The sequence below is a fragment of the Sphingobium sp. GW821-FHT02B05 genome (assembly GCF_059421905.1).
The window spans coordinates 1-23,231 of sequence record NZ_JBWKVW010000010.1; the positions used below are offsets into that span (position 1 = coordinate 1).

A 23,231-nucleotide genomic window follows, 5' to 3' on the forward strand; every position below is an offset into this window, starting at 1 on the left:
ATATTAGAGCAGAAAAAAAAGGTTGATTTTTCTAATCTTCAGGACACGAAGGCCTGGAAACATATTTGGGGCGCGGGTCATGCAATCGGCCAAACTAAAAAAGTACAGAGTGTCGCGGAACTGGTCGATGAACTGGTACAGGACTATGGCGGTATGAACAGTACAAGGTTTGCCGGAGGCTCCAACTCCTGAGTAAGTGTAGCCGATATGAGCAAAACGACGAACAAGTTGCACCTGAGGTTTGCGCACGGGCGGTGCGCTGGTGCTGGATCACGAAGCAGATCATCCCTCTCGCTGGGCGGCGATGATTTCTGTCGCTGAAAAGATCGGGTGCTCGGCGCACACGCTGAACGAGTGGGTAAAAAAGGCGTAGGTGGACAGCGGCAAGCGCGCTGGCGTGCCGACCGAGATGGTTGATCGCCTGAAGGCGCTGGAGCGTGAGAACCGGGAGTTGCGCCAGGCCAACGAGATATTACGGAAGGCGAGCGCATATGTTGCCCAGGCGGAGCTCGACCACCCGTTCAAACGATGACGGCCTTCATAGACGAGCATCGCGCGGAATATGGGGTCGAGCCGATTTGCAGGGTTCTGCCGATTGCCCCATCCACCTATCATGAGCGCGTCGCGCAGCGGCGTGATCCAGAGCGCCTGTCTGATCGTGCCCGGCGCGATCAGGATCTGAAGCCAGAGGTGGTCCGGGTCTTTACCGAGAATTTCGGGGTGTACGGCGTGCGCAAGGTCTGGCGGCAGATGAACCGCGAGGGCTTTGCCGTTGCCCGTTGCACTATCGCGCGCCTGATGCGCGATCTGGGTTTACAGGGGGTGATCCGTGGCAAGCCTGTGCGCACCACGATCAGCAATAAGGCCGCGCCGTGCCCGCTCGATCATGTAAACCGGCAGTTCCATGCTCCAGCGCCGAACATGCTCTGGGTGTCGGACTTCACCTATGTCGCGACGTGGGCGGGCTTTGTCTATGTTGCCTTCGTGATCGACGTCTACGCCCGCTATATCGTGGGCTGGCGGGTCAGCAGGACTGCACATGCCGGCTTTGTGCTGGACGCACTGGAACAGGCTATCCACGAACGACGTCCTGTCCATCGGGGTGGTCTGATCCATCACAGCGACCGCGGATCACAAGGCGGATTCAACCGGTCGTCGCAACACCAAGAAATTGGAGGTTGTGAATATGGCAGGTAGCCGAGCATCAGAACGTTGCACGCATGAGAAGCTGCATTTGCCCTGACGCCCATCTGCCTGGCAGCGTGAGCATCACTGTCGCTTGTGGCAGTCGATTGCTCAAGGGCGTACGAGTGAGGAGTCTGCTGCGGATGCCGGCATTTCGACACCGCTCGGGCCACGCTGGTTTCGGAGTTCGGGAGGTATGCCGCCAACACATCTGACGCCATCGGCGTCGGCGCTCAGCGGAAGATTTCTGGCCTTCCGCGAGAGGGAAGAAATTGCGATCGAGCTTGCCACAGGATCGGGGATCCGAGCGATCGCGCGCAAGCTTGGACGTTCGCCCAGTACAATCTTGCGCGAGGTGAACCAAATAACCTCCGGCAAACCCGGTCCGGTTCACTCCGGTTCCTTTATTATGCATGCAATGAAGCTGCGCGGCTCGTTCGGAGTTCAATCCGAAAGCGGGTCTACCTGCCGTCAAATGAGAGGCAACTTGGTTAAATTTGCGTTTTTTTAATCAGTGGCCGGATCGTTACTGAGGCCCGCACCGGCATTCCGAGCATATCGCCTGTTCCAAAACCAGGCTGCGCCCGACAACAGCGTGACGACCATGAATGCGCCGGTGAAATCGATCATGGCAGGCTGGCTGCGTTCCCCGATGCTCAAGCCAGCGTGGAGCGATGCAGCAGCGATACATATGCCGAAAGACAGCGTCAGCTGTTGAAAAGTAGAATAGAAACTGGTCGCAGCGCCCATCTTGGCGGGTTCGACATCAGCGAATGCGAGAGCGTTATAGGCGGTGAACAGGAAGGACATGAAGAAGCCGGAAACGCTCAATATCACCACGATCAGCGGCAGCGGCCAACCCGGGCGAAAAGCGCCGCACGCCAAATAGCCGATGCTGGACAGGATGCCGGCCACGATCAGGCTTTGCCGGAAACCCCATCTTTTGATGACGCGCGGGGCCACCATCTTCATCGCCAATGCGCCGACCGCATTGGAGATGGTGATCGCGCCGGTCGCCGCCGCCGAAAGCCCGAACCCCAACTGAAACATCAAGGGCAGCAGAAACGGCTGCGCGCCTTGCGTGATCCGCGCTAGCGAGCCGCCGATTAGCGACAGCCGAAACGTGGGAATGTGCAGCAGGGCAAGGTCCAGCACGGGATGCGGCGTGCGGTGGGCGTTGCGAATATAGACTGCGCCGAGCGCCAGTCCCAGGCCGACGAGAATGACAGCCAATATGCCGAAATGCGGCTCGCTTGACAGTTCAAAGCCGAACACAAGGCTTCCCAGAGCCAGACTTAAATATGCAAAGCCGATAAAATCGAAGGCTTTGGAACTGTTTTCGCGCGGGTTGTCGAGTAGGAGCAACGCGCCGATGATCCCGCAGATACCGATGGGAAGGTTGAGGTAGAATATCCAGCGCCAGTCCAGATAGGTGACGATGAAGCCGCCAATCGGTGGTCCAACGATCGGTCCGATCAATGCTGGAATGACCAGCCATGACAGCGCGGTCACGAGATTTTCCCTTGCAACCCCGCGCAGCAGGAGGAGGCGGCCAACGGGCACCATCATCGCGCCTCCGATACCTTGAACGAACCGCGCACCGATCAGGAAAGGAACGTCCGGCGCCCGCGCACAAAGTATCGATCCTGCTAGGAACAATGCGATGGCGCAGCAATAGACGGTTCTGGCTCCCAACCGATCGGCCACTTGTCCGCTGACTGGGATGAAGATCGCGAGCGCGAGCAGATAGGATGTCAGGGCCAGACTGAGCGCAGGTGCGGACGTGCCAAAGTCGCGAGCCATGGCCGGCAAGGCAATCGTCAGGACAGTCGTGTCCATCTGTTGCATGAACAGCGCCGATGCGACCACAAGGGCCACGGAACGATAACCGGTCCGAGGGGATGAACGAGATGGCTCATGCCGGGCCGATATGGCTTCGCGCTTGACGCGGTTCGTTACAAATTCATCCGTCATTCCGGCATGCTTCTGTTCATATCCTTTTAGAGTGCGCTGCGTACAATTGGACGCAGGTCACGCGCCGTGATTGTTGTTTTCACATCATTTCAGCGCAAAACCGGTATTCACGTTTGCGCTCAATGTTTCAAAAGGCGATCTGTGCCCGGCCAACAAGGGTTTGGCCATGGTCAGGATTGCGGCTGCCATCTGTCGCCGGGTTGTTGGCATGCCAATCAATAGCGTTCAATTGCAATCGCGTGAAGTTGTTGAGATACCAGTTTACGCCCATGGTTAGCGCCTTGCCCTTGCCGCCGGTCGGATTGTCGCTGTAATCGACGCCTTCATAACGCATAGCCAGTTCGATGCCGCCGCTGCCGCCTTCCGTGAACGGGTGGCGCACCTGCGGCCTGCTCCATACGCCGCCGCGTGCCAGATATGGAGGCGTGTCGCCGGTAAGGAACCAGCCCCAGGCCAGCGTCCACGCATTCTGACTAGTTTCATAGGCGGAACTAGTCTGTACGACGCGATGACCATATTCGCCTGATGCCCAAATAGAGGTGCGGATGATGGCCAGTTCTCCGCCATATCCATAATCCGTCTTTGGGTTTTTCAATGTGCCCGAAGCGATCCTGAGATTATCGTTGAAGAAGCCGCCGACGGCAACAGAGCGGGTAGGCCGCGTGACGTCTGACGCCATCTGCTCGTAAAAGCCCCAGCCCCCCATGTGGATGATCAGCTTCTTGGTCTTGACCGGATTCCAGTGCGCCCTTGCCCCGATCGTCAGGCCGTCGCTGGCCGTTCCCGCATTGCTGACGTCGTCGCCCGAAACCTGAACCCCAAGATGCCAGGTCTTGCCATAGAGCCGCGCCGCCGCACCCAGGCCGAAGAAGCCGCGTGCCGGGATGATGGCTTGCGCGACCAGATTGCGTTCCATGAACGGAACCGAAATCGTGCCGCTCGACCCGTCCAGCCCACGGTCGTTGAGCCGGTTGCCAAGCGCCAGTTCGACCTGGTTGCCAAGCAAATTCGTGGTCCATGCAAGGTAGGCGGATTTGACGGCAATATCGTTGTCGGCGAGATCGCTTTCAAATACATAGGACAGATTGGGTCCGACCGAACCTTCTATGCCCAGCCGCAGCGAGCGCGTCTGCGTGGCGGTGAGGTTGCGCGCGGCTGTTTGCGATCCGCTCGTGGTGCCAAGGTCGATCAGCACGCGGCCTCTGGCGCGGAATGTCATGCCGCCATCCGGACTGGAAAATTCGGGTGTACCCTTGCTCCAGTCGACCGCCACGGACTTTTGCTGGGCGGCCTCGATCCGTGAGACCCGGTCGTTCAGTGAAGGGGGGTGGGCTTCCGACGCCAATGCAGCGCCGAGCGGAGCGGCCGGGCGACGCCCGCTGGCCAGCGCTTCGGGCGGTGTCGAAACGGGGGCGACGGCCTCCTTCTCGACCAGTTCCAGACGTGCTGTCAGTTTTTCGATCTGGGCCTGCTGGGCCTGGACCAGCGCCGTCAGACGGGTGAAGTCCTCCGCGCTTTGCGCCATGGCAGGCAAGGGGCAGGCTGTGCCGGCGATCAACGCGATCCTGGCTATGGGCTTCATGACATCCTCGGTGCAGCGTCGCTGCGTTCGTTTTCTTGTCGTACCCGCCGGCGCTTATGCGCCGGCGGTCTTGGGTTCAGGATCAGGCGGCGGCGTTGTCGCGGCGCATCCGGTTGCCGATCAGCAGGGCAAGAAGCGACAGCAGCGCCGCCGCTGCGCACCAGGCGCCCGGAATGGCCTTGTCGCCCGTCGCGCCGATCAGTGCGGTGCTGATGGCGGGCGTGAAGCCCCCGAAGATCGCGGTCGCCATGCTGTAGGCCAGCGAGAAGCCTACGGTACGGACATGCGCGGGGATGACTTCGGTGAGATACACGATGAAGGCACCATTATATGTCGCGTAAATCGCCGCGAGCAGGAGTTCGGTGGCCATCAGCTTACCGAAGCTGGGGTCCGCGACCAGCCAGGACATCAGCGGATAGGCAAGAGCGGCGCCCAGAACGGAAGCGGTTATGAGCAGCGGCTTGCGTCCGAAGCGGTCGGAAAGCGCGCCCATGATCGGCAACAGGGTGAAGTTGGTCAGGCCGACGCAGACTGTCACGAACAGGCTTTCGCCGGAGCTGAGATCAAGCACCTTGCTGCCGAAGGTCGGCGTGTAGGCGGTAATCATGTAGAAGAATACTGTGGTCATTACGGCCATCAGCGTGCCCTGAAGGACAATGCCCCAGTTCGCGCCGATGATGCGCATGATCTGACCGATTTGGGGGTGATCCTTGCGATTGAGGAACGCCTCTGTTTCTTCAACGTGGCGACGGATGATGAACAGGAAAGGGATCATCACGCAGCCCAGGATGAATGGCACGCGCCACCCCCATGCCTGCATCGTTTCCGCGTCGAGGCTCGTGCTGACGACGAGGCCGATCAGGGCCGCGAACACCACGGCCAACTGCTGGCTGGCGGACTGCCACGAGCAGAAGAAGCCCCGGCGGTTCGGCGGTGCGATCTCGTTCAGGTAAACCGACACGCCGCCGACTTCGACCCCAGCTGACAGACCCTGCACAAGGCGTCCGACGAGGATGATGAGTGGGGCTATCAGCCCGATCTGTTCGTAGGTGGGCGTGATTGCGATGGCGAGCGTGCCCAGCGCCATGAGGCCCAGCGTCAGCAGCAGCCCCTTACGCCGGCCATGTTTGTCGATGTACGCACCCAGCACTAGCGCGCCCACCGGACGCATCAAGAAGCCGGCCCCGAACGTCATCAGCGTCAGCATGAGCGACGCAAATTCGCTGCCGGTCGGGAAGAAGGCCTTCGCTATGTAAGTGGCGTAATAGCCGAACACCATGAAGTCGAACATCTCGAGGAAATTGCCGCTGGCGACGATGAAGATCGACTTGGCGGCGCCGCTTTTTGTGCCGGGCGCTGCGGCCGACAGGTCCGGCGAAGCGGCGGACATGCCCGGTTGGGCTGTGTTGCTGGTCACGGTTTTGCCTTTCTGGAAGCCGGCTCAAGCCCGGTTTCTATGATGGTTGCATCGGAACGAGGAGAAGCGAGGAATGCGATGAGCGCCTTGGCCTGTTGTTTGTTCGTGGAGTAGGATACGATCCCTGCCGAGAAAGGCGTCACCTTCTGCAGGCCGTCGGGTAGCAATCCGACGATGCGGATTCCCTTTATCGGCTTGAGTTCGCTCAATTGTTGAAAGCCGATTTCGGCTGCGCCCGAAGCGACGATCTCGCCCACGGGCGTGGCAGGGATCATCCGCCCCTTGGGCCGAACCTGGTCCGCGATGCCCAGCTTGTCCAGCATGGTGGTCTGGATGTAGACGCCGCTGGCGCTGTCCGACCAGGCTACAGAATTTGCTTTCAGCAGTGCCGATTTTACGGCTTCCGCCGTGCTGATGTCCGGGATCTGCGCACCATCCTTGACCGCCACGGCAATCTTGGAAAGGCCCAGATCGACCTCGGTGCCCTGCTGAACCTGCCCTGCGGCTACCAGCTTGTCGAGCGCCCCACGGGCCAGGATCACGATGTCGGCCGGCTCCTTGCGTGCGAGCCGTGCGGGAATGGCATTGGCCGTATCGCCCATAGAAGGTCCATGGCCGGTGACGATGGAGACGCCTGTTTCAGTGGTATATTGACCGGCAAGATCGTCAAATGCGGCGCTGAAGCCACCTGATGTCAGTGCGTTGACAGAAGCTGTTTCAGGGGGAGGAGATGGCAACTGGGCAGTCTGGCATCCCGCCAGGGCAAACATCGCCGGAAGAAACATCTTCATACCAGCTCGTCCTGCCCAACCCCTTTCAATCTTCGGGACTGCGGCAGTATCGCCACCGCGGCGTATGCGTGTCTTCAAGGTCCGTCCTCTCACTGCTGGAGGCGTTGCCTTGATCCGGCCACGCCTTCCGCAGCGTATGAGCGACAAAGAAGAGTTTCATCAAATGCAACTATCGGTTCACTTTATGCAATTGACGCATTAATCGCGCACTTTGGAAGGGGCATTTGCCGATGCGGTGGTTGAAACAACTTTACGTCCAGATGGTGATCGCAATCCTGGCGGGTACGATTGTAGGCCATGTCTGGCCGTCTTTAGGCATAGCCATGGCGCCGCTTGGCATCGCATTTATCAAGGTGATGCGAATGATGGTTCCACCGATCCTTCTATGCACGATCGTAGACGGGATCGTGACCCACGGCGGCGCACGCAGGACCGGTTCCATCATCGCACGCAGCCTGATCGTTTACCTGGCCATTACGCTTGTCGCTCTGGCCCTGGGACTGACGATATCGCTGCTCATCACTCCGGGCAGCGAGCTTGTTCTGACGGCGGCTCAATCCGATCAGGACATGATGCGACGCCTTGAGAACATACCCGCAGGCGGGTTGGACGCCTTCTTCCTGAGGCTTATACCAGAAACTTTCTTTTCAGCTTTTACGGCCGGAGACGTCCTTCCGGTGCTGTTTGTGGCGGGGCTGATCGGGTTCGGACTGTTGAAGATCGGCGACACCGGAGAGCCTATTGTGCGCGCGATACGCGCTTTGACGCGCCTGCAATTTGCGATTTTCAGCTTTCTCATCCGCGCAGCTCCTTTCGGTACGTTCGGAAGTGTCGCCTATACAGTGGGCACTTATGGCATCGGCTTTATCGGATCACTGGGAATGTTGGTCGCGACGCTGGCTGCGGCCTGCTGTGCACTGGTGATCCTTCTGCTTTTGGGGGTTCAGGCTGCAACCGGCCGATCACCACTGAATTTACTGCGGTATTTTCGAGATGAAATTCTGGTGATTATCGGCACCTCGTCGACCGAGATCGTGTTGCCTAGGATGATTTCCAAACTTGAACAGATGGGGTGCCCGTCCGAGGTGGTAGGCCTTACTGTCCCCCTGGGCTATACACTGAACCTAGCAGGCACGGCGACTTATCTGATCGTGGCGACGCTGTTTCTTTCCAATGTGCTTGGCGCACCGTTGCCGGCCGAACGGATCGGCCTTTATCTGCTGATCATGCTGGCAACCTCGAAAACGGCGGCCGGCGTCACCGGCAGTGGATTTTCGGCGCTCCTTCTGACGCTGTCGATCCTGCCGGATGTTCCGGTGGCGGCGGCAGCTATGCTGATCGGGATAGATCGGCTGCTGTCGGCTTTCCGCGCCCTTACCAGCGGTATCGCCAATATAGCGGCTTCGCTGCTTGTTTCACGCTGGTCAGGGGAGATCAGGCCGCCTGCCACGCATCGGTAAGCATGGAGACGAGCCGAGCGGCTGCCGGGGACAGCGGCGCCGCAGGACGCCGGAGTAGTCCGATCGTCCGTGCCACGGCCTTGCCTTCCAGCGGTCGCCAGACCAGATCCCTTGACTCAGGTCCGGTGCACGCCAGACGCGGAAGGATCGACGGGCCAAGTCCGGCGTGGACGAGCGCCAAGGCCGATGTGAGACGTGTAACTTCATAGAACCAGTTCAGGCTGATACCTGTATCGGCAAGTCCCGCTTCCAGCGTCGTGCGATTTCCACTAGCGCGATGGACCGTTACCAGCCTGTGGCCAGTCAGATCTTCCCATTTAATCCTTTTCTTCGCCGCCATCGGGTCAGTCTCAAGGCAGACCAGACCATAAGGATCCGAATGGAGCGGCTCGAACAAAAGATCACCTTCCACAGGGGGGGGCAGCGAAAGCCCGATTTCCGCTTCGCCGGTTCGCACGGCCTGCGCGCATTCCGTGCCGGACAGATCCAGAATGCGGACTCGCATATTCTTATACTCGCGGCCGAAGCGATCTAGAACGTCCGGGAGGAACCGCACCGTCGCGCTGGGAATACTGGCGATAGTGATGCGGCCCGACTGCCGCTCACCAAGCGCCATCATGCCGAAAAGTGAGCCGTCCATTTCGTCCAGCATCCGCCGCAGGAGAGGCAGAACCTCCTGCCCGGCTGGAGTCAGTCGGACGTGCCGGGTCGTACGTTCAAGCAGAGGGGTTCCGACCGCTGCCTCCAACTTCTGTATCCGCCGGCTCAACGCCGGTTGCGAAAGGTTTAGCAAATTGGCGGCGCCATGAAAGCTGCGCCCGTCGGCAACTGCCACGAGAGCCCTAAGATCAAGCAGTTCGCAATTCAGAGCGGCCAACTTACATTCCATCAAAACGTTGAAAGGCAACTGATAGGACGGAAATCGGCCGCATGCGAGGTCATTAGTGATTATGCGGCTGAACTGGCGGGCTAAGGCGGCTACTTCCGCTGCCTGCCAGCAATGAGGGTAATAGCCGAACGGTGGCACCAGCATTCCGACCGTTCTTCATCTGGGCCGGGCGCGACTGAGGAAGCGCCGCCGAGGAGCCATGCAGCAATAACCTTCTATGGAAGATTAATGTTGCATGGCTCTCGTCGGCCCGATAGCATGGCAACGCCGCTGGCACTTTCAGGCACTAGCGGTACGCGGATAAAAATCTAACTGACAGGTAGAGGATGACCGAACCACTTTTCCCGGTGCGCATAGTAGCGATAGAACTGGCGGCAGATGAAATTCTTTCGTTCATCCTGCGTCCTACCGATGTTCAGCACGAGATTGCTATTGACCCTGGCAGCCACGTGGACGTCCATTTGCCCAATGGGCTCATGCGCAGCTACTCTCTTTCAAATGGCCTTGGTCAGAGGTCGGCCTATCGTTTGACGATCGCGCGCGACGTCGCGAGCAGGGGCGGGTCAACCTACATGCATGACAATCTGCGGGTTGGGCAGGTCATCGAAATCAGCGCGCCTCGCAACAATTTCAAACTTGATGAGAATGCCGGCCTTTCAGTGTTCTTTGCGGGAGGGATTGGTGTGACACCGTTCATCCCAATGGTCACTCGCCTGAACGAGCAAGGCAGAGCCTGGCGCCTGCATTACTGCGTGCGGGACCGATCCAGAGCCGCTCTGATGGACGAACTGGAAATGCTCTCCGCGCACGGTAATGGCGAACTCATTCCCAACTTCGATGACACAGATGGCTTTTTTGATTTGCAGGGTGCTTTGAATACATTGCCGGTCGACGCCCATGTATATTGCTGCGGCCCGATCGGCATGCTCGACGCTTTCCGCAATGGAGCAACCGCACGAGGCCTACCGCCTGAAAATATTCACTTCGAATATTTTAATGCTGATGTTCACAGCGCAACCGAAGGCGGCTTCACCCTGGTACTCGAAAAATCAAAGAAAGAGATCGATGTCGATGCGGGAGAAACCATTCTCCAGGCGCTAATAAAACATGGTGTAAGCATGTCTTACTCGTGCGAGGAAGGCATATGTGGCGCATGCGAAACTGCGGTTATTTCAGGCCAGCCTGATCACAGGGACATGATATTGAGCGATAAAGAGAAAAATGAGAACAAAACCATTATGGTTTGTTGCTCAGGTTCAAAGTCGGCGAGGCTGGTTTTGGATTTGTGAATATGAATGTTTATTAGATGTTCAGTTTAACTATTATCGCAATCGCCGATTGAGTTATTAACATGAATATGAAGCCGAACGCCACAAAGGAGATGCGCAGAGGTGAACGGCATAATAAAATCCTGTCGCTGGCCTGGTCGCATTTTTTAGATATGGGTTATTCTGGAGCGACAATGAGTAAAATTGCCGAAATGACCGGCGGCTCAAAGGCGACATTATGGAATCACTTTTCATCTAAAGAGATTATATTCAAAAGTGCAATATCGAGAGAAATGCAAAAATTTCATCAGTTGATTTTCGAGCAATTGACCCTGACTGGGCCGGTTGAAGAAACACTTCATGGATTTTGCCGGAATTTTATCACTAGAATTGTTTCCGACCAAGGCATAGCGCTACGTCGCCTCATTACCGCAGAAGCTTTGCGTTTCCCTGAGTTGCCACAACTCTTTTACGGCAAAGCAATCAGTCCACTCGTTTCAATGCTGGCTTCCTACATCGAAAAGGCGGATCAGGGAGGCATGCTCAGTGCCCCTGACCCGTACGAAGCGGCTGAGACGCTGATATCAATCTGTCATGGCCGCTGCTTCCGCAGAAAGGAGTTTGGCATATCCGTTCCAACGGATCGAGACATCAACGCAGATGCGACGTTGGCGATGCGGGTGTTCCTTGGTACATATTCAGAGGGAAATTAGTGACCTGTCCACCCGGACATCGCTGATCTGGAAGGCAGCATCTCGAAGTGGAGCCCAAGGCAGGTGTGGGCTTACCTGTCGGCACCGGTATCTCGCCATCGCTTTGTGAAAGGTCTGGCAAATCATAGCGCTGTATGGAGTGATGCATAGTCTTCCCAACCTGCGTACATGCTCAACCTCCATTTGGCGCGACCAGCAAGATGTGTTGCAAAAAATGCAGTACTCATTGCTGTACATCGTCTGCTATAGGGGGAGCGACGTCGTCGATTTGATCTCAGAAAGCGCAACCATCGAATTTATTTCCTGAATGCCGGGCACGCGACTGAGGCGCTCGAAAAAGAAACGCTCATAAGCGTTGATGTCGCTGGCTACAATTCTGAGGATGAAATCGGTCGTGCCGAGTGTGACATAGCAATCCAGCACCTCGTCAAATCCGTGGATCGCGCGGGAAAATTCCTCGATATTTTCCCGCCCCTTCGCGTTCAGCCGAACTTGCGCGAAAATCTGGGCATTCAGTCCTATTTTCTGGCGATCCAAAATGGTCACCTGTCCCATGATGATCCCTTCGGTTCGCATGCGCTGGATCCGGCGCCAACAGGGGGATTGGGACATTCCGACCCGCTCAGCTATTTCTGCTATAGTTAGTGATGCATCCTTCTGCATGAATGTGAGAATCTTGCGATCAGTGCTGTCCAACGCGTCTGGCATAAAATTCCTGCGGAAAGGGATTTAAGGGTAATTCGTGCCTGATTACCATTGTCTTCCACGGAAGAAAAGAGCAGCTTTGCCCTGATGAAGATGCGATAAGCATCCGACTTCAATGGAGAAGGGATGGATGAAACGGCGATGCCAGCGCTCGATTTCTCTCGCATACGACCGCCAGTGACACAGGCGTCGTCATATATTTTTGCTGTTCGTGCGTTGCCTGACCCACAGGCCATGCTGCGTATCGCGAACCTGTTCGCCCAACGAGACATCATCCCTGTTCAGATTTGCGCCCGCCTCGGTGGTGATCGCCTGGTCGTGGATATTGAAGTTGCTCTCGAGAGCAGCGCGCTTGCCAGTCTGCTGCTTGAGAAACTGCGAGCGTTGGTGCTTGTCGAACGCGCAAACCTATTAGGGAATCTGTCCAAATGATGCCTTCTTTGTCAGGCGGCAAACATGCCGCACTCGACTTGCATGTGCCGGTCCCTCCAGCGCGGCCGGGTGCGAAGCCCGATTTTTCAGCACTTATCTTAGAAGAAGCTGGGCTGTGCCCTCGGCCCGCGATCGATGTCGATGCCGCGGCCTTGCGGGACTATCCCTTCCGCCTGATACGGGTTCTGGACTCCGACGGGTTTGCCAAGGGCGAGTGGGATCCGCAACTTGATCCCGAAATGTTGCGCCGGGGTCTGCGCGCCATGATGCTCACGCGCGCCTATGACGAGCGGATGGTCCGGGTGCAACGGCAGGGAAAAAGCAGCTTCTATATGAAATCGACGGGCGAGGAGGCGGTCGCCGTAGCGGCGGCCTTTGCGCTCGATCGACAGGATATGTGCTTTCCCACCTATCGCCAGCAGGGGCTGCTGGTCGCGCGCGACTGGCCGCTCCGCGACATGATGAACCAAGTCTATTCCAATAGCGGGGATCGTTTAAAAGGGCGGCAGATGCCGGTCTTCTATTCCAGCCGCGAAGCCGGGTTCTTTTCCATATCCGGCAATCTGGGCACGCAATATAGCCAAGCGGTGGGATGGGCGATGGCGTCGGCCGCCAGCAACGATCACCGGATTGCGGCGGCATGGATCGGCGACGGCGCGACGGCGGAGGGCGACTTCCATTATGCGCTGACCTTCGCGTCGGTCTATCGTGCGCCGGTCGTCCTCAACATCGTGAACAACCAGTGGGCGATCAGCTCCTTTGCCGGCATAGCCGGCGGCGACGCGACGACCTTTGCCGCACGCGGCCTTGCCTATGGTCTTCCGTCGCTGCGGGTGGATGGGAATGACTTTCTGGCCGTCTATGCGGTGACGTTGTGGGCAAGCGAGCGGGCACGTGCCAATCTGGGGGCGACAGTGATCGAACTAGTGACCTATCGCGCTGATGGCCATTCGACGAGTGACGACCCCAGCCGCTATCGCGCCGCTGATGAGGCTTCCGCCTGGCCGCTGGGCGATCCGATCAAGCGGCTGTCGGCGCATCTTCGCGCGATAGGCGAATGGGATGATGCGCAGGACGCAGCCTTGCGCGAGGAACTGGTCGAACATGTGCGCGAGGAAGGCAAGGCGTCGGAAGCGCTGGGCACGCTTGGCCAAGGGCCGATGCATGACCGGTCGTCGATGTTCGACGACGTGTACAAGGAGATGCCCGAGCATCTCAAGGTCCAGCGCGCACAGATGCTGGGGGGGAAATAATGGCGCGGATGAACATGATCCAGGCGATCAACGACGCGATGCATGTCTGCCTGGACGGCGACCCCAAGGTCGTCATCTTCGGCCAGGATGTGGGATATTTCGGCGGCGTGTTTCGCGCCACGGACAAGTTGCAGGAGCGCCATGGCCTGCGCCGCGTATTCGACGCACCGATCGCCGAGGGCGGTATCGTCGCGGCGGCAGTGGGGATGGGCGCATATGGTATGCGTCCGGTCGTGGAAGTGCAGTTCGCCGACTATATCTATCCCGGCACCGATCAGCTGATTTCCGAAGCTGCGCGCATGCGTTATCGCACGGCCGGTGAATGGTGGTCGCCGATCACGGTGCGCACGCCCTATGGCGGCGGCATCTATGGCGGTCAGACGCACAGCCAGTCGCCCGAAGGCATTTTCACCCATGTCGCCGGGCTCAAGACGGTCATTCCGTCCAACCCCTATGATGCCAAGGGCCTGCTGATCGCGGCGATCGAGGATGACGATCCGGTGCTCTTCTTCGAGCCCAAGCGGCTGTATAACGGGCCCTTCGACGGCCACCATGACCGTCCGGTCACGCCATGGTCGAAACATGCGGCAGCCGAAGTGCCCGAGGGTCGCTATGTCGTGCCGCTGGGCAAGGCGGCGACCGTGCGCAACGGAAACGCCGTCACGGTGCTGGCCTATGGAACGATGGTGCATGTGGCACTGGCCGCTGCCGAGGACACGGGGGTGGATGCCGATATCATCGACCTGCGCACCCTGATGCCGCTAGATCTGGATACCATTGTGGCATCGGTCAATCGTACCGGATGTTGCGTGATCGTGCATGAAGCGACGCTGACCTGCGGTTTCGGCGCGGAACTGGCGGCGCTTGTGCAGCAGCATTGCTTTTACGCGCTCGAAGCACCCGTCGAGCGTGTGGCGGGATGGGACACGCCCTATCCCCATGCTTTCGAATGGGATTATTTTCCGGGCCCCGCTCGCGTCGGCGCGGCGCTGTTGCGGGCGGTGGAGCGCTGACATGGCACAACAAGCATTTAAACTGCCCGACATTGGCGAAGGCACGGCCGAGGCAGAACTGGTCGCATGGCATGTCCAGGTCGGAGACGAAGTCGCCGAAGACCAGCCGCTCTGCGATGTGATGACCGACAAGGCGACGGTCGAGGTGACCGCGCCATTTGGCGGCCGCGTGGTGGAGCGCTCCGGCATGCCCGGAGACATGCTGCCGGTGGGCGGCGTGATCCTGATGTTCGACGTGGACGGAGACGCCGACGTCCCGGCTCCGGCATACGGCGACTCAACTGCCGATGAAGCCAAGGCGCCGGCGGGCGGATCGGAACAGCCCAAGGTAGAACATGCCTTGCAAAGCGACGCCGAACCGCGGCTGCTGGCTTCTCCCGCCGTGCGCAAGCGCGCGGCGGACAACGGCCTTGATCTGCGGGGTATTACGGGGTCGGGTCCCGGCGGAAGGGTCCGTCAGACGGATATCGACGCCTATCTCGCCAGGGTGCAGGCGCCGCAGAAGGCCGCGACCGCAAAGAGCGCCGCCCCCGTCTTCGCGCCGGCACCCAGCCTCATTTCGGATGATGGCGTCGAGGAGGTGCCGGTCATCGGCCTGCGGCGTCGGATTGCCGAGCGGATGCAGGACACCAAGCGGCGAATCCCCCATTTCTCCTACATCGAGGAGGTGGATGTCACGCAACTGGAAGCACTGCGCGAGCAGATGAACGCGACCCGTGGCGAGGGGCGGCCCAAGCTGACCATTCTGCCCTTCCTGATCCGGGCGCTCAGCCGGGTGATGCCCGACTTCCCGCACCTGAACGCACTGTATGACGATGAGGCGGGCATCGTGCGCCGCTACACGGCCGTCCATGCCGGCATAGCGACGCAGACGCCGCAGGGGCTGGTCGTGACGGTGCTGCGCGACGCGGGCAGTCATGACCTGTGGAGCACGGCCAGCGAACTGGCGCGGTTGTCCGGCGTGGCCCGATCCGGGCGGGCGACAAAGTCGGAGCTTTCCGGTTCGACCATTACCATCACAAGCCTTGGCGCGATGGGCGGCATTGCGACAACGCCGGTCATCAACAGCCCGGAAGTCGCCATCCTGGGCGTGAACAAGATGGTCGAACGGCCGATCGTCGATCGCGGACAGATCAGGATCGCCAAGATGATGAACCTGTCTTCCTCCTTCGATCATCGCGTGGTGGACGGATGGGATGCGGCCCTGTTCGTTCAGCGCATCAAGGCATTGCTGGAAGCGCCCGCACTGATGTTCGTCGATTGAGGGCGGCCTGGTGAAACTGCTTTCTGTACTGGATATGCCCGATCGCGTCATGGAGCGCTTCTCGGCGCGGATGGAACTGGTGCGTGGGCGGCCGGAAGATGCGGAAGCCCTTGCGCCCGACGCGCTGCTCTGTTCCATCGCGCCCTACCGCTTCGACCGCGTGGCCATCGATCGCCTGCCTCCTTCGATCAAGGCGATCGCAACCTATTCGGTCGGGCACGATCATTTGGATCTGACGGCCGCGGCTGATCGCGGGATCGCCGTGTTCAACACGCCGGGCGTCTTGTCGGACGCGGTCGCCGACAACGCCATGCTGCTGATCCTGGGCGCGGCGCGGCGGGCGACGGAAAGCATCGCGCTGCTGCGCGAAGGGCGCTGGAACGGCTGGTCGCCCGCGCAGCTCAATGGCGAAGGGCTCCAGGGCAAGACGCTGGGCATATTTGGCATGGGCAGCATCGGGCGCGGGATCGCCCGTCGCGCGCGCGGCTTTGGCATGGCCATCGCCTATCATAACCGATCGGCTATTGATGGCGAGGAGGCGCGGTATGTCGCCGATCCCCGCGACCTGATCGCGCAGAGTGACTTCATTGTGCTGGCATGGCCCTCGACGCCCCAAACCCGCTATTTCATTAACGCGGACACGCTATCGCTGGCCCGCCCGTCGGCGATACTGGTCAATATCGGGCGGGGCGACCTGGTGCGGGACGAGGATCTCATAGGGGCGCTGCGTGACGGCAGGATTTTGGCAGCGGGGCTGGATGTTTTCGACGGCGAGCCGCGTCTCCAACCGGGCTATCTCGACCTGCCTAACGCTTTCCTGCTGCCCCACATCGGCAGTTCCACCTGGGAAGCGCGGCTGGCGATGGCGGATATATTGATCGACGCTCTGGAAAGTCACACCAAGGGCCGGACTCCGCCAAACCGTATCGCCTGACCGGGTGCTGACCGCTTAAATCGCATGGGCGACCAGCTTCACGCCCAACAACACCATCAGCACATAAATGAATGTGATGAAGCGGCGCGCATCCACCCGTCGAACCAGCACCACGCCCGCTGTAGTTGCCGCCAGTGCCACAGGGAGCAGCGCGGCGCTGGCCATAAGATTTTCGCGCGTGAATTGCCCAAGGGCGGCATAGGTCGGCACCTTCATCCAGTTCATCGCGGCAAAGGCGATCGCGGTGGTGCCGACCAGCGTGTCACGCGGCAGCTGGCGGGGGATGACCCACATCTGGAACGGCGGGGCGCCGACATGCGCCACCTGGCTCGCAAAGCCCGAGGCGACGCCGAAAAGCGAGCCGACCCAGTCGGGCAGGGTGGAGGGAAGCGGGATCGCGCCGCCCCGTTCCAGCCAGAGCCGGTGCAGACCGAACAACACCGACAATCCGCCGACCACGCCGGTGACCGCCCGGTCACTGACCACCGTGGCCATCACATAGCCGAGCAGGATCCCGACCGCCATGCCGGGCATCATCGTGCGCAGGATCATACGATCCCATGTCTTGCGAAAAGCCCACACGCCCACGGCATCCTGGACGACCAGAATGGGCAGCATGATAGCGGCCCCAGCCACCGGGCTGACGCCTTGGGCCATGATGGGCATCGACAGGGCGCCGAGTCCTACAAATCCGCCTTTGCCAAGGCCAGACACCGTGACAGCAAGCACGGCGCATAGGATGTAGAGCAGGTCGATATCGGGCATGGGCGCAGAATCCTTGGGATAGGTGATGTCCGGCCTGCGGCCGCGCAGGGCAATTACGGTCTGGACAAGTCCGTGTAAACCTTACATGGAAGCTTTACAGCGGAAGGTGGATGCGGACGTCGCTCCTGACAATCGCCCCGGCTGAAGGATAGCAGAGAGAGGTTCGCCATCATGGCAATTGACGACGGCTTTGTGGAAACGGTGGATAGGGCAGCCGAAGCCACCAGAACGCCTTTTTATGACCGTGCGCGCGCGCAGAGCCTGGCGCCGCTGTGGCGCGTTCTGGGTGGACTCGTCACGGAGGAGCCGCGATCTCCCGCCGTTCCGGCGCACTGGGCCTATGACGCGGTGCGGCCTTATCTGATGGAAGCGTGCGACATCATTTCCACCGAGGAGGCCGAGCGCCGCGTGCTGGTGTTCGAAAATCCCGGATTGCCGGGGCAGTCGCGTATTACGCCAAGCCTGTTTGCGGGCTACCAGATCATCCTGCCGGGCGAAGTGGCACCCGCCCATCGCCATGTCGCGTCCGCGCTGCGCTTTATCGTAGAAGGGCGTGATGCCTATACGGCGGTCGCCGGCGAACGTACGATGATGCTGCCGGGGGATTTCGTCATCACCCCATCATGGACCTGGCATGACCATGGCAATGAGTCCGACGCACCGATGGTATGGATCGACGGGCTCGACATGCACATGGTCAACCTTCTGAGCGCCAGCTTCCGAGAGGGATATCCCGGTCGCACGCACCCGGTCACGCGACCGGAGGGCAGCGCCATGGCGGAGGCGGGATATAATCTTGCGCCGGTTGACTGGGAGGCGACATCGCAGACATCGCCGATCTTCAACTATCCCTATGCGCGGACGCGCGAGGCGCTGGAGAAGGTGAGCAAGTTGCGGGCGCCCGACGCGTGGCACGGTTACAAGATGCATTATATCAACCCGATGAACGGCAAGCCCGCCATGCCGACGATCACGACGGCGATGCAGATGCTGCCCAGGGGAATGACGACCCAGACCTATCGATCAACGGCAGGAACGATCTTCTCAGTGGTCGAAGGGACAGGCGCTGTAACCATCGGTGACACCCGCTACGCGCTCGCGCCCAAGGATCTGTTCGTCATTCCCAGTTGGTTCCCCTACAAGTTCGAAGTGGAGAGTGATCTGGTGATATTCTCCTATTCCGATCGCATCGTACAGGAAAAGCTGGATTTCTTCCGGGAGTCGCGTGGTAATGACTGAAGTGGGTTATGTATTTTCTCCGCCTGTTCAGGCGAGCGTGCCGGTTGTGGGGACTGACGCCTTGTTTCCGGTACGGCGCATATATTGTGTGGGTCGAAACTATGCCGAACATATTCGCGAGATGGGCGGTGACGAACGTCAGCCACCCTTCTTCTTCCAGAAGCCTGCCGATGCGATCGTGCTCGATGGCGCGCACGTGCCCTATCCGACCATAACCGCCGATTTTCAGCACGAGATCGAACTTGTCCTTGCGATCGGAAAAGGTGGCAGCGACATTTCGGCGGACCAGGCGCAGGCCCATATTTTTGCGCAGGCGGTCGGGATAGACCTGACGCGCAGGGATGTGCAGGTGGAGGCTCGCAAGGCGGGTCGTCCGTGGGAAATCGGCAAGAGTTTCGATTATTCCGCACCTATCGGCTTGCTTCAGCCCACAGATGGCGGCGCGTTGCTCGATGCGGGTGAAATCAATATCACCGTCAATGGCGAGGTTCGCCAGACCGGCGATCTCGCCCAGATGATCTGGAACAACGAGGAAATCATCAGCCAGTTGTCTCGCCACTATCGTCTGGAGCCCGGCGACCTCATCTACACCGGAACGCCCGCTGGTGTCGGCCCTCTCAAGGCGGGCGACGTCGTTCGCGGGAGCGTCTCGGGTTTGCCGTCGCTGACGATCATGATCGGCGCAGAGTGATGACAACCATATCATAGACGCACTCGGGCCTAGCGGTATTGACGGTTGCCATTGCCGCTAAGCCCTAGACTGGGCTTGACCAAACGCTTTGGCGTCCGCAAGCAGGCGAGCTACAGCCAGGAGACTTGCCCATGCCGCGCCCGAAAGTTGACTATTCCGGCGTACACACACGAGACATCGCGGCATCGCTGCATCGCATACGGCCCGATCTGGATCAGAAAAATTATCTGTATCTGCTCTATGCCCAACGCGTCGGTCGGATTCTGGATGCGGTGCATGACGATCATTGCCGGTCTAGTTATGGTATCAGCAGCGCGGAAATGCGGGTCCTGTTCGCCCTGCTGCGTTCGGCTCCCAGCCATGCACTTCGCCCGACGGAACTGTTCAGATCGCTTTTGATCACATCAGGGGCTATCACCAAGCAAGTCGATCGCCTGATTTCGGCCGGATATGTTGATCGACTGCCTGGGCCGGAACGGAGCGGGGGGTTCCTCATCCACTTGACCGAACTCGGCAAGGTGACCGCCAATGACGCGCTCACGGCATTGGCGGATTCGTCGGTCATCCCCCAGTCTGCGCTTACGCCAAAAGAGCGTGAAACGGCGATGAATCTTCTCGAAAAGATGCTCATAAATCTGGAGGATCAGCTCGACCACAGGGGCTGACAACCAACATATTCCAAACCGCAACAGCGCGATCGACCCCGATCGTGCCTTTTCGTCGTGCCTGCCTTCACTGCTCTCGGCAGCAGTGTGCACGGTTTTGATGATTGACTCCATTCAACCGCTGATGGTATTACTTCCTAGGAAGATTAATGGAGAGGTAACGTGGTCAGCAAAGCAGAAAATGAAACGCTGGTTCGGGTAGGGCCGGGAACCGATATGGGCGAATATATGCGCCGGTACTGGCATCCGGTGGCGACGTCCGCGCAGTTGCCAGGGCCTGATTGCAATCCCCTGCGGACCAAGTTGCTTGGCGAACGTTTCGTGGTGTTCAGGGATACGGCAGGCAAGGTCGGCATGCTTGACGAACTTTGCATGCATCGTGGCGCTTCGCTCGCGCTCGGGCGTGTCGAGGAAGGGGGCATCACCTGCCTGTACCATGGCTGGAAGTTCGCCGTCGACGGCACGATCCTAGAAACGCCCAATCACGCCGACTGCCGCTATCGCGAGCGCAAAAAAGCACCGGCTTACGATGTGGTGGAAAGCAATGGACTGATCTGGGCCTATATCGGCCCCAAGGAAGCCAAGCCGCCTTTCCGCACCTTCGCCGCAGATCTTGTTCCGCCGGAAAACCGCTACGTACTGCGCATTAACGTCAAGGCCAGCTATCTTCAGTTGTGGGAAGGTGGTCTCGACAGCTCGCATGTGAGCATCCTGCATACCAATCAGGCCCGGACATCTTGGGGCGAGTCGCGCGGGATCGAGGTGGACGAGAACAAATGGACGCCGATGGACGATCCGGCGCCGGTCTTCCTCGCCGAAGATACGCCTTTTGGTTATCATTATTCGGCTACCCGCCGCCTGCCGCCGGTGCGCGCGAATGACAGTTTGCGCAATGTGCGCATCACGCCGGCTATCTTTCCGACCGGCCGCATCATTCGTGGTCCCGTGTCCGATTTTCTCGTGTGGGAAACCCCCGACGACGACGAATCAACCAGCACTTACATCACTGTTTACAGCGCAAATCCGGTCGACAAGCATTGGGTGCAAAAGACGCTCGGGCTGGATGATGCCCGCCTCTGGTCGGAAGAGGACCCAAACTATAAGGCCAGTTGGGACAATGGGTTCTTCCAAGACCGCGCGGGCATGAACCGCAACTGGACCGGCTTCCACGGTATCGAGCAGGAAGATGCAGCCATTGGCCTTTCTTATGGCCCGATCTTCGATCGGACGCGGGAAAATCTGGTCGCAGCCGATCTCGCCGTGGTGCGTGTCCGCCGCCGCCTGCTGGAGGCCGCGCAGATGGTCAAGGACGGCGAGGCTGCGATCGGTGCAGGCATCTCCGACATGACGGCGATTGCCGCTCCCGACGTCGATGTGCCTGAAGGGACAGACTGGAGAAGTGTGGCGCCGTTCCATTACGAATTCGGCGTCGCTCAGGCCGCCGAATAAGCGTTTGCATTCCTAGAGGAGAGGATTGAAAGATGCTGTCAGCCAAAGATAATGAACTGATGTGCCGGACTGGCCCGGAAACGCCTATGGGCCGAGCCGCGCGTCATGCTTGGATCCCGGCACTGCTGAGTTCGGAGTTGCCGGAACCGGATTGCGACCCCGTCCATGTCGAACTGCTCGGCGAAAATTTCGTCGCCTTTCGCGACACTGATGGCAATGTCGGGATTCTCGACGAAATGTGCTGTCATAGAGGTGCCTCGCTTACGCTGGGACGATCGGAAGATTGCGGGCTGCGATGCATCTATCACGGCTGGCTGTTCGCGGCGGACGGCACGGTATTAGAAACGCCCAATGTGGCCGATCCCAGGTTCAAGTCGCGCTTCAGGGCGAAAGCTTTTCCTGTACGCGAAAAGGGCGGGGTGATCTGGACCTATCTGGGCGAACCCGCCCAGATGCCGGAGTTTTATGACTTTCCGTTTCTTGATGCGCCTGCGTCCGAAGTTTTGCCGACGGTCCAGATTATCGGTTGTAACTATGTGCAAGTACTGGAGGGCTTGCTCGATAGTTCCCACCTCAGTCTGTTGCACATCAGTCAGTTCAAGGCGCCAGACAAGCCGGATATCAAGTTCGTCCAGAACACTGTCGACATGCAGCACGATCCCGCGCCGCGTGTTGAGGTGGAAGAAACCGATTTCGGTTTCCACTACAGTGCAATTCGCGTGTTTGGCGAAAGTGCGCACACAAACGTCACTGGCTTCATCCCGCCTTTCTTCATCCTGAATCCTCAGTCCATCTACATGGCCATCGTGCCGATGGCGGATGATAAATGTGCCTTTTATTCGATCTGGCATGACGGGATTCGTCCCTATGGCGAGGAACCCCTGCGTAGCGAGCAATTGCATGCTGTGGGCCTGGACCGTCTGGAAGAATATGGGATGACGCGTAAGAGCTTTTACACCCACAATGCGCCGTCACGGGCGAATGGCTTCCAGCAGGACCGGGATGCCATGCGTGAGGGGCACCATTCGGGCCTTGTGAGTTTTGTGCAGGAAGACGCGATCGTGTGCGTGTCTGGCGGCGGAATTCGCGACCGCGAATTTGAACATCTTGCTCCTGCCGACATGGCGATTGCCCAGATGTATCGCGTCCTGCTCAAATCGGCAAGGCAGGTCGAAGCAGGCGGCAAGCCCGTGGGATATGGCGAATCCTATGCCGACTGTCGTGGCACACATGCCAGCATCCCGGTCGGGACCGACTGGCGTACGCTGGTGCCTGGCAACATCTCCAAGACGAAAATCGTCGCCTGATGGCATCGATAGCGAGCGCCCGGCCTGGGCGCTCGCTGTTGGGCCGAGGGTGTCAACGCCTCGCTCTATCGTCGGGGGCGCACCGTGAAACCAGATTGGTCCGCATCTAGCCGGCATAAATAAGGCGGCTGTCCTGTCTGCTCATAGTGACAGGCCGTTCGAGGCACCGGCCAAGGTCGACTGAACAAGAAAATGGCGGGTGTCAGGCCCGCCATTTTTCTGTCTGCCGCGCCCA

At 59.3% G+C, this 23,231-nt stretch carries 21 protein-coding genes, 2 pseudogenes and 1 other annotated feature; of the genes and pseudogenes, 16 read left to right on the plus strand and 7 right to left on the minus strand.

The genetic code is table 11. The features are described 5' to 3' along the window. The 3 genes and pseudogenes from AC07UX_RS18585 to AC07UX_RS18595 form a co-directional block, all read left to right on the plus strand. Nucleotides 1-192, plus strand: a pseudogene (locus AC07UX_RS18585) (hypothetical protein); the annotation flags it as partial. Nucleotides 193-207: 15 nt separating this feature from the next. Beyond that, nucleotides 208-1,137, plus strand: a pseudogene (locus tag AC07UX_RS18590) (IS3 family transposase); the annotation flags it as partial. Next, nucleotides 487-603: a sequence feature (AL1L pseudoknot), on the plus strand. (Overlaps the previous pseudogene by 117 nt.) A 244-nt stretch (nucleotides 1,138-1,381) precedes the next feature. After that, a complete protein-coding gene (locus AC07UX_RS18595; protein ID WP_495193464.1) occupies nucleotides 1,382-1,696 on the plus strand; it encodes a helix-turn-helix domain-containing protein in 315 nt (104 codons plus the stop codon). On the opposite strand, the gene AC07UX_RS18600 is transcribed toward AC07UX_RS18595, so the two are convergent. The 4 genes from AC07UX_RS18600 to AC07UX_RS18615 form a co-directional block, all read right to left on the minus strand. After that, nucleotides 1,693-3,159 (minus strand): DHA2 family efflux MFS transporter permease subunit, encoded by a 1,467-nt coding sequence (locus AC07UX_RS18600; protein ID WP_495193465.1) that lies wholly within the window; start codon nucleotides 3,157-3,159, stop codon nucleotides 1,693-1,695. The genes AC07UX_RS18595 and AC07UX_RS18600 overlap by 4 nt on opposite strands. Before the next feature lie 127 nt (nucleotides 3,160-3,286). Beyond that, nucleotides 3,287-4,741 (minus strand): OprO/OprP family phosphate-selective porin, encoded by a 1,455-nt coding sequence (locus tag AC07UX_RS18605; protein ID WP_495193466.1) that lies wholly within the window; start codon nucleotides 4,739-4,741, stop codon nucleotides 3,287-3,289. Nucleotides 4,742-4,823: 82 nt separating this feature from the next. Then, a complete protein-coding gene (locus AC07UX_RS18610) occupies nucleotides 4,824-6,131 on the minus strand; it encodes an MFS transporter (protein ID WP_495193547.1) in 1,308 nt (435 codons plus the stop codon). 23 nt (nucleotides 6,132-6,154) lie between these two features. Then, complete coding sequence (locus tag AC07UX_RS18615) at nucleotides 6,155-6,949, minus strand: substrate-binding domain-containing protein (RefSeq protein ID WP_495193467.1); 795 nt, start codon at nucleotides 6,947-6,949, stop codon at nucleotides 6,155-6,157. 239 nt (nucleotides 6,950-7,188) lie between these two features. Between AC07UX_RS18615 and AC07UX_RS18620 the strand changes: the two genes are divergently transcribed. Next, nucleotides 7,189-8,409 carry a cation:dicarboxylate symporter family transporter gene (locus AC07UX_RS18620; protein WP_495193468.1) on the plus strand — a complete coding sequence of 407 codons (1,221 nt, stop codon included), beginning with the start codon at nucleotides 7,189-7,191 and terminating at the stop codon, nucleotides 8,407-8,409. Here AC07UX_RS18620 and AC07UX_RS18625 read toward each other — a convergent pair. Next, nucleotides 8,384-9,442: a LysR family transcriptional regulator gene (locus AC07UX_RS18625; protein WP_495193469.1), complete on the minus strand. Its 1,059-nt coding sequence runs from the start codon at nucleotides 9,440-9,442 to the stop codon at nucleotides 8,384-8,386. The two genes, AC07UX_RS18620 and AC07UX_RS18625, sit on opposite strands and share 26 nt — an antisense overlap. A 182-nt stretch (nucleotides 9,443-9,624) precedes the next feature. Here AC07UX_RS18625 and AC07UX_RS18630 point away from each other — a divergent pair, with 182 nt between their 5' ends. Together AC07UX_RS18630 and AC07UX_RS18635 are read left to right on the plus strand one after the other, a co-directional pair. Next, complete coding sequence (locus tag AC07UX_RS18630; protein WP_495193470.1) at nucleotides 9,625-10,587, plus strand: PDR/VanB family oxidoreductase; 963 nt, start codon at nucleotides 9,625-9,627, stop codon at nucleotides 10,585-10,587. 62 nt (nucleotides 10,588-10,649) lie between these two features. Continuing rightward, complete coding sequence (locus tag AC07UX_RS18635) at nucleotides 10,650-11,279, plus strand: TetR/AcrR family transcriptional regulator (RefSeq protein WP_495193471.1); 630 nt, start codon at nucleotides 10,650-10,652, stop codon at nucleotides 11,277-11,279. 243 nt (nucleotides 11,280-11,522) lie between these two features. On the opposite strand, the gene AC07UX_RS18640 is transcribed toward AC07UX_RS18635, so the two are convergent. After that, nucleotides 11,523-11,987, minus strand: coding sequence for an Lrp/AsnC family transcriptional regulator (locus AC07UX_RS18640; RefSeq protein WP_495193472.1), 465 nt, complete (start codon nucleotides 11,985-11,987; stop codon nucleotides 11,523-11,525). A gap of 123 nt (nucleotides 11,988-12,110) precedes the next feature. Between AC07UX_RS18640 and AC07UX_RS18645 the strand changes: the two genes are divergently transcribed. The 5 genes from AC07UX_RS18645 to AC07UX_RS18665 are packed head-to-tail and all read left to right on the plus strand — an operon-like array spanning nucleotide 12,111 to nucleotide 16,880. Beyond that, entirely contained in the window at nucleotides 12,111-12,416 is a 306-nt protein-coding gene (locus tag AC07UX_RS18645; RefSeq protein ID WP_495193473.1) for an ACT-like domain-containing protein, read from the plus strand. Continuing rightward, nucleotides 12,416-13,669 carry a thiamine pyrophosphate-dependent enzyme gene (locus AC07UX_RS18650; protein WP_495193548.1) on the plus strand — a complete coding sequence of 418 codons (1,254 nt, stop codon included), beginning with the start codon at nucleotides 12,416-12,418 and terminating at the stop codon, nucleotides 13,667-13,669. The genes AC07UX_RS18645 and AC07UX_RS18650 overlap by 1 nt, the downstream gene beginning before the upstream one ends. Continuing rightward, nucleotides 13,669-14,682: an alpha-ketoacid dehydrogenase subunit beta gene (locus AC07UX_RS18655; RefSeq protein ID WP_495193474.1), complete on the plus strand. Its 1,014-nt coding sequence runs from the start codon at nucleotides 13,669-13,671 to the stop codon at nucleotides 14,680-14,682. The genes AC07UX_RS18650 and AC07UX_RS18655 overlap by 1 nt, the downstream gene beginning before the upstream one ends. Before the next feature lies 1 nt (nucleotide 14,683). Beyond that, the gene (locus AC07UX_RS18660; RefSeq protein ID WP_495193475.1) at nucleotides 14,684-15,946 is read left to right on the plus strand and encodes a dihydrolipoamide acetyltransferase family protein; all 1,263 of its coding nucleotides are present in this window, start codon (nucleotides 14,684-14,686) and stop codon (nucleotides 15,944-15,946) included. Nucleotides 15,947-15,956: 10 nt separating this feature from the next. Further along, entirely contained in the window at nucleotides 15,957-16,880 is a 924-nt protein-coding gene (locus AC07UX_RS18665; protein ID WP_495193476.1) for a 2-hydroxyacid dehydrogenase, read from the plus strand. A gap of 15 nt (nucleotides 16,881-16,895) precedes the next feature. Here the strand turns inward: AC07UX_RS18665 and AC07UX_RS18670 are convergent, their stop codons facing one another. Then, entirely contained in the window at nucleotides 16,896-17,645 is a 750-nt protein-coding gene (locus AC07UX_RS18670) for a sulfite exporter TauE/SafE family protein (RefSeq protein ID WP_495193477.1), read from the minus strand. A 171-nt stretch (nucleotides 17,646-17,816) separates the two neighbouring features. On the opposite strand from AC07UX_RS18670, the gene gtdA reads away from it, so the two are divergent. The 5 genes from gtdA to AC07UX_RS18695 all read left to right on the plus strand — a co-directional run bounded on the left by gtdA (nucleotide 17,817) and on the right by AC07UX_RS18695 (nucleotide 22,996). Next, on the plus strand, nucleotides 17,817-18,884 hold the full coding sequence (gene gtdA / locus AC07UX_RS18675; RefSeq protein WP_495193478.1) for a gentisate 1,2-dioxygenase: 1,068 nt from the start codon (nucleotides 17,817-17,819) through the stop codon (nucleotides 18,882-18,884). Between the two features lie 88 nt (nucleotides 18,885-18,972). Continuing rightward, nucleotides 18,973-19,575 (plus strand): fumarylacetoacetate hydrolase family protein, encoded by a 603-nt coding sequence (locus tag AC07UX_RS18680; RefSeq protein WP_495193479.1) that lies wholly within the window; start codon nucleotides 18,973-18,975, stop codon nucleotides 19,573-19,575. Between the two features lie 131 nt (nucleotides 19,576-19,706). Beyond that, a complete protein-coding gene (locus AC07UX_RS18685) occupies nucleotides 19,707-20,240 on the plus strand; it encodes a MarR family winged helix-turn-helix transcriptional regulator (protein ID WP_495193480.1) in 534 nt (177 codons plus the stop codon). Between the two features lie 162 nt (nucleotides 20,241-20,402). Next, nucleotides 20,403-21,689: a Rieske 2Fe-2S domain-containing protein gene (locus AC07UX_RS18690; RefSeq protein ID WP_495193481.1), complete on the plus strand. Its 1,287-nt coding sequence runs from the start codon at nucleotides 20,403-20,405 to the stop codon at nucleotides 21,687-21,689. Between the two features lie 32 nt (nucleotides 21,690-21,721). After that, nucleotides 21,722-22,996, plus strand: a complete 1,275-nt coding sequence (locus AC07UX_RS18695; RefSeq protein ID WP_495193482.1) for a Rieske 2Fe-2S domain-containing protein — start codon at nucleotides 21,722-21,724, stop codon at nucleotides 22,994-22,996. Nucleotides 22,997-23,231 lie beyond the last annotated feature (235 nt).

Excerpts from the sequence above, each read along its gene's own strand:
- AC07UX_RS18595 (WP_495193464.1), top strand. The coding sequence starts at position 1,382 with ATGCCGCCAACACATCTGACGCCATCGGCGTCGGCGCTCAGCGGAAGA.
- AC07UX_RS18600 (WP_495193465.1), bottom strand. The coding sequence starts at position 3,159 with ATGACGGATGAATTTGTAACGAACCGCGTCAAGCGCGAAGCCATATCG.
- AC07UX_RS18605 (WP_495193466.1), bottom strand. The coding sequence starts at position 4,741 with ATGAAGCCCATAGCCAGGATCGCGTTGATCGCCGGCACAGCCTGCCCC.
- AC07UX_RS18610 (WP_495193547.1), bottom strand. The coding sequence starts at position 6,131 with ATGTCCGCCGCTTCGCCGGACCTGTCGGCCGCAGCGCCCGGCACAAAA.
- AC07UX_RS18615 (WP_495193467.1), bottom strand. The coding sequence starts at position 6,949 with ATGAAGATGTTTCTTCCGGCGATGTTTGCCCTGGCGGGATGCCAGACT.
- AC07UX_RS18625 (WP_495193469.1), bottom strand. The coding sequence starts at position 9,442 with ATGCTGGTGCCACCGTTCGGCTATTACCCTCATTGCTGGCAGGCAGCG.
- AC07UX_RS18630 (WP_495193470.1), top strand. The coding sequence starts at position 9,625 with ATGACCGAACCACTTTTCCCGGTGCGCATAGTAGCGATAGAACTGGCG.
- AC07UX_RS18635 (WP_495193471.1), top strand. The coding sequence starts at position 10,650 with ATGAATATGAAGCCGAACGCCACAAAGGAGATGCGCAGAGGTGAACGG.
- AC07UX_RS18640 (WP_495193472.1), bottom strand. The coding sequence starts at position 11,987 with ATGCCAGACGCGTTGGACAGCACTGATCGCAAGATTCTCACATTCATG.
- AC07UX_RS18645 (WP_495193473.1), top strand. The coding sequence starts at position 12,111 with ATGGATGAAACGGCGATGCCAGCGCTCGATTTCTCTCGCATACGACCG.
- AC07UX_RS18650 (WP_495193548.1), top strand. The coding sequence starts at position 12,416 with ATGCCTTCTTTGTCAGGCGGCAAACATGCCGCACTCGACTTGCATGTG.
- AC07UX_RS18655 (WP_495193474.1), top strand. The coding sequence starts at position 13,669 with ATGGCGCGGATGAACATGATCCAGGCGATCAACGACGCGATGCATGTC.
- AC07UX_RS18660 (WP_495193475.1), top strand. The coding sequence starts at position 14,684 with ATGGCACAACAAGCATTTAAACTGCCCGACATTGGCGAAGGCACGGCC.
- AC07UX_RS18670 (WP_495193477.1), bottom strand. The coding sequence starts at position 17,645 with ATGCCCGATATCGACCTGCTCTACATCCTATGCGCCGTGCTTGCTGTC.
- gtdA (WP_495193478.1), top strand. The coding sequence starts at position 17,817 with ATGGCAATTGACGACGGCTTTGTGGAAACGGTGGATAGGGCAGCCGAA.
- AC07UX_RS18685 (WP_495193480.1), top strand. The coding sequence starts at position 19,707 with ATGCCGCGCCCGAAAGTTGACTATTCCGGCGTACACACACGAGACATC.
- AC07UX_RS18695 (WP_495193482.1), top strand. The coding sequence starts at position 21,722 with ATGCTGTCAGCCAAAGATAATGAACTGATGTGCCGGACTGGCCCGGAA.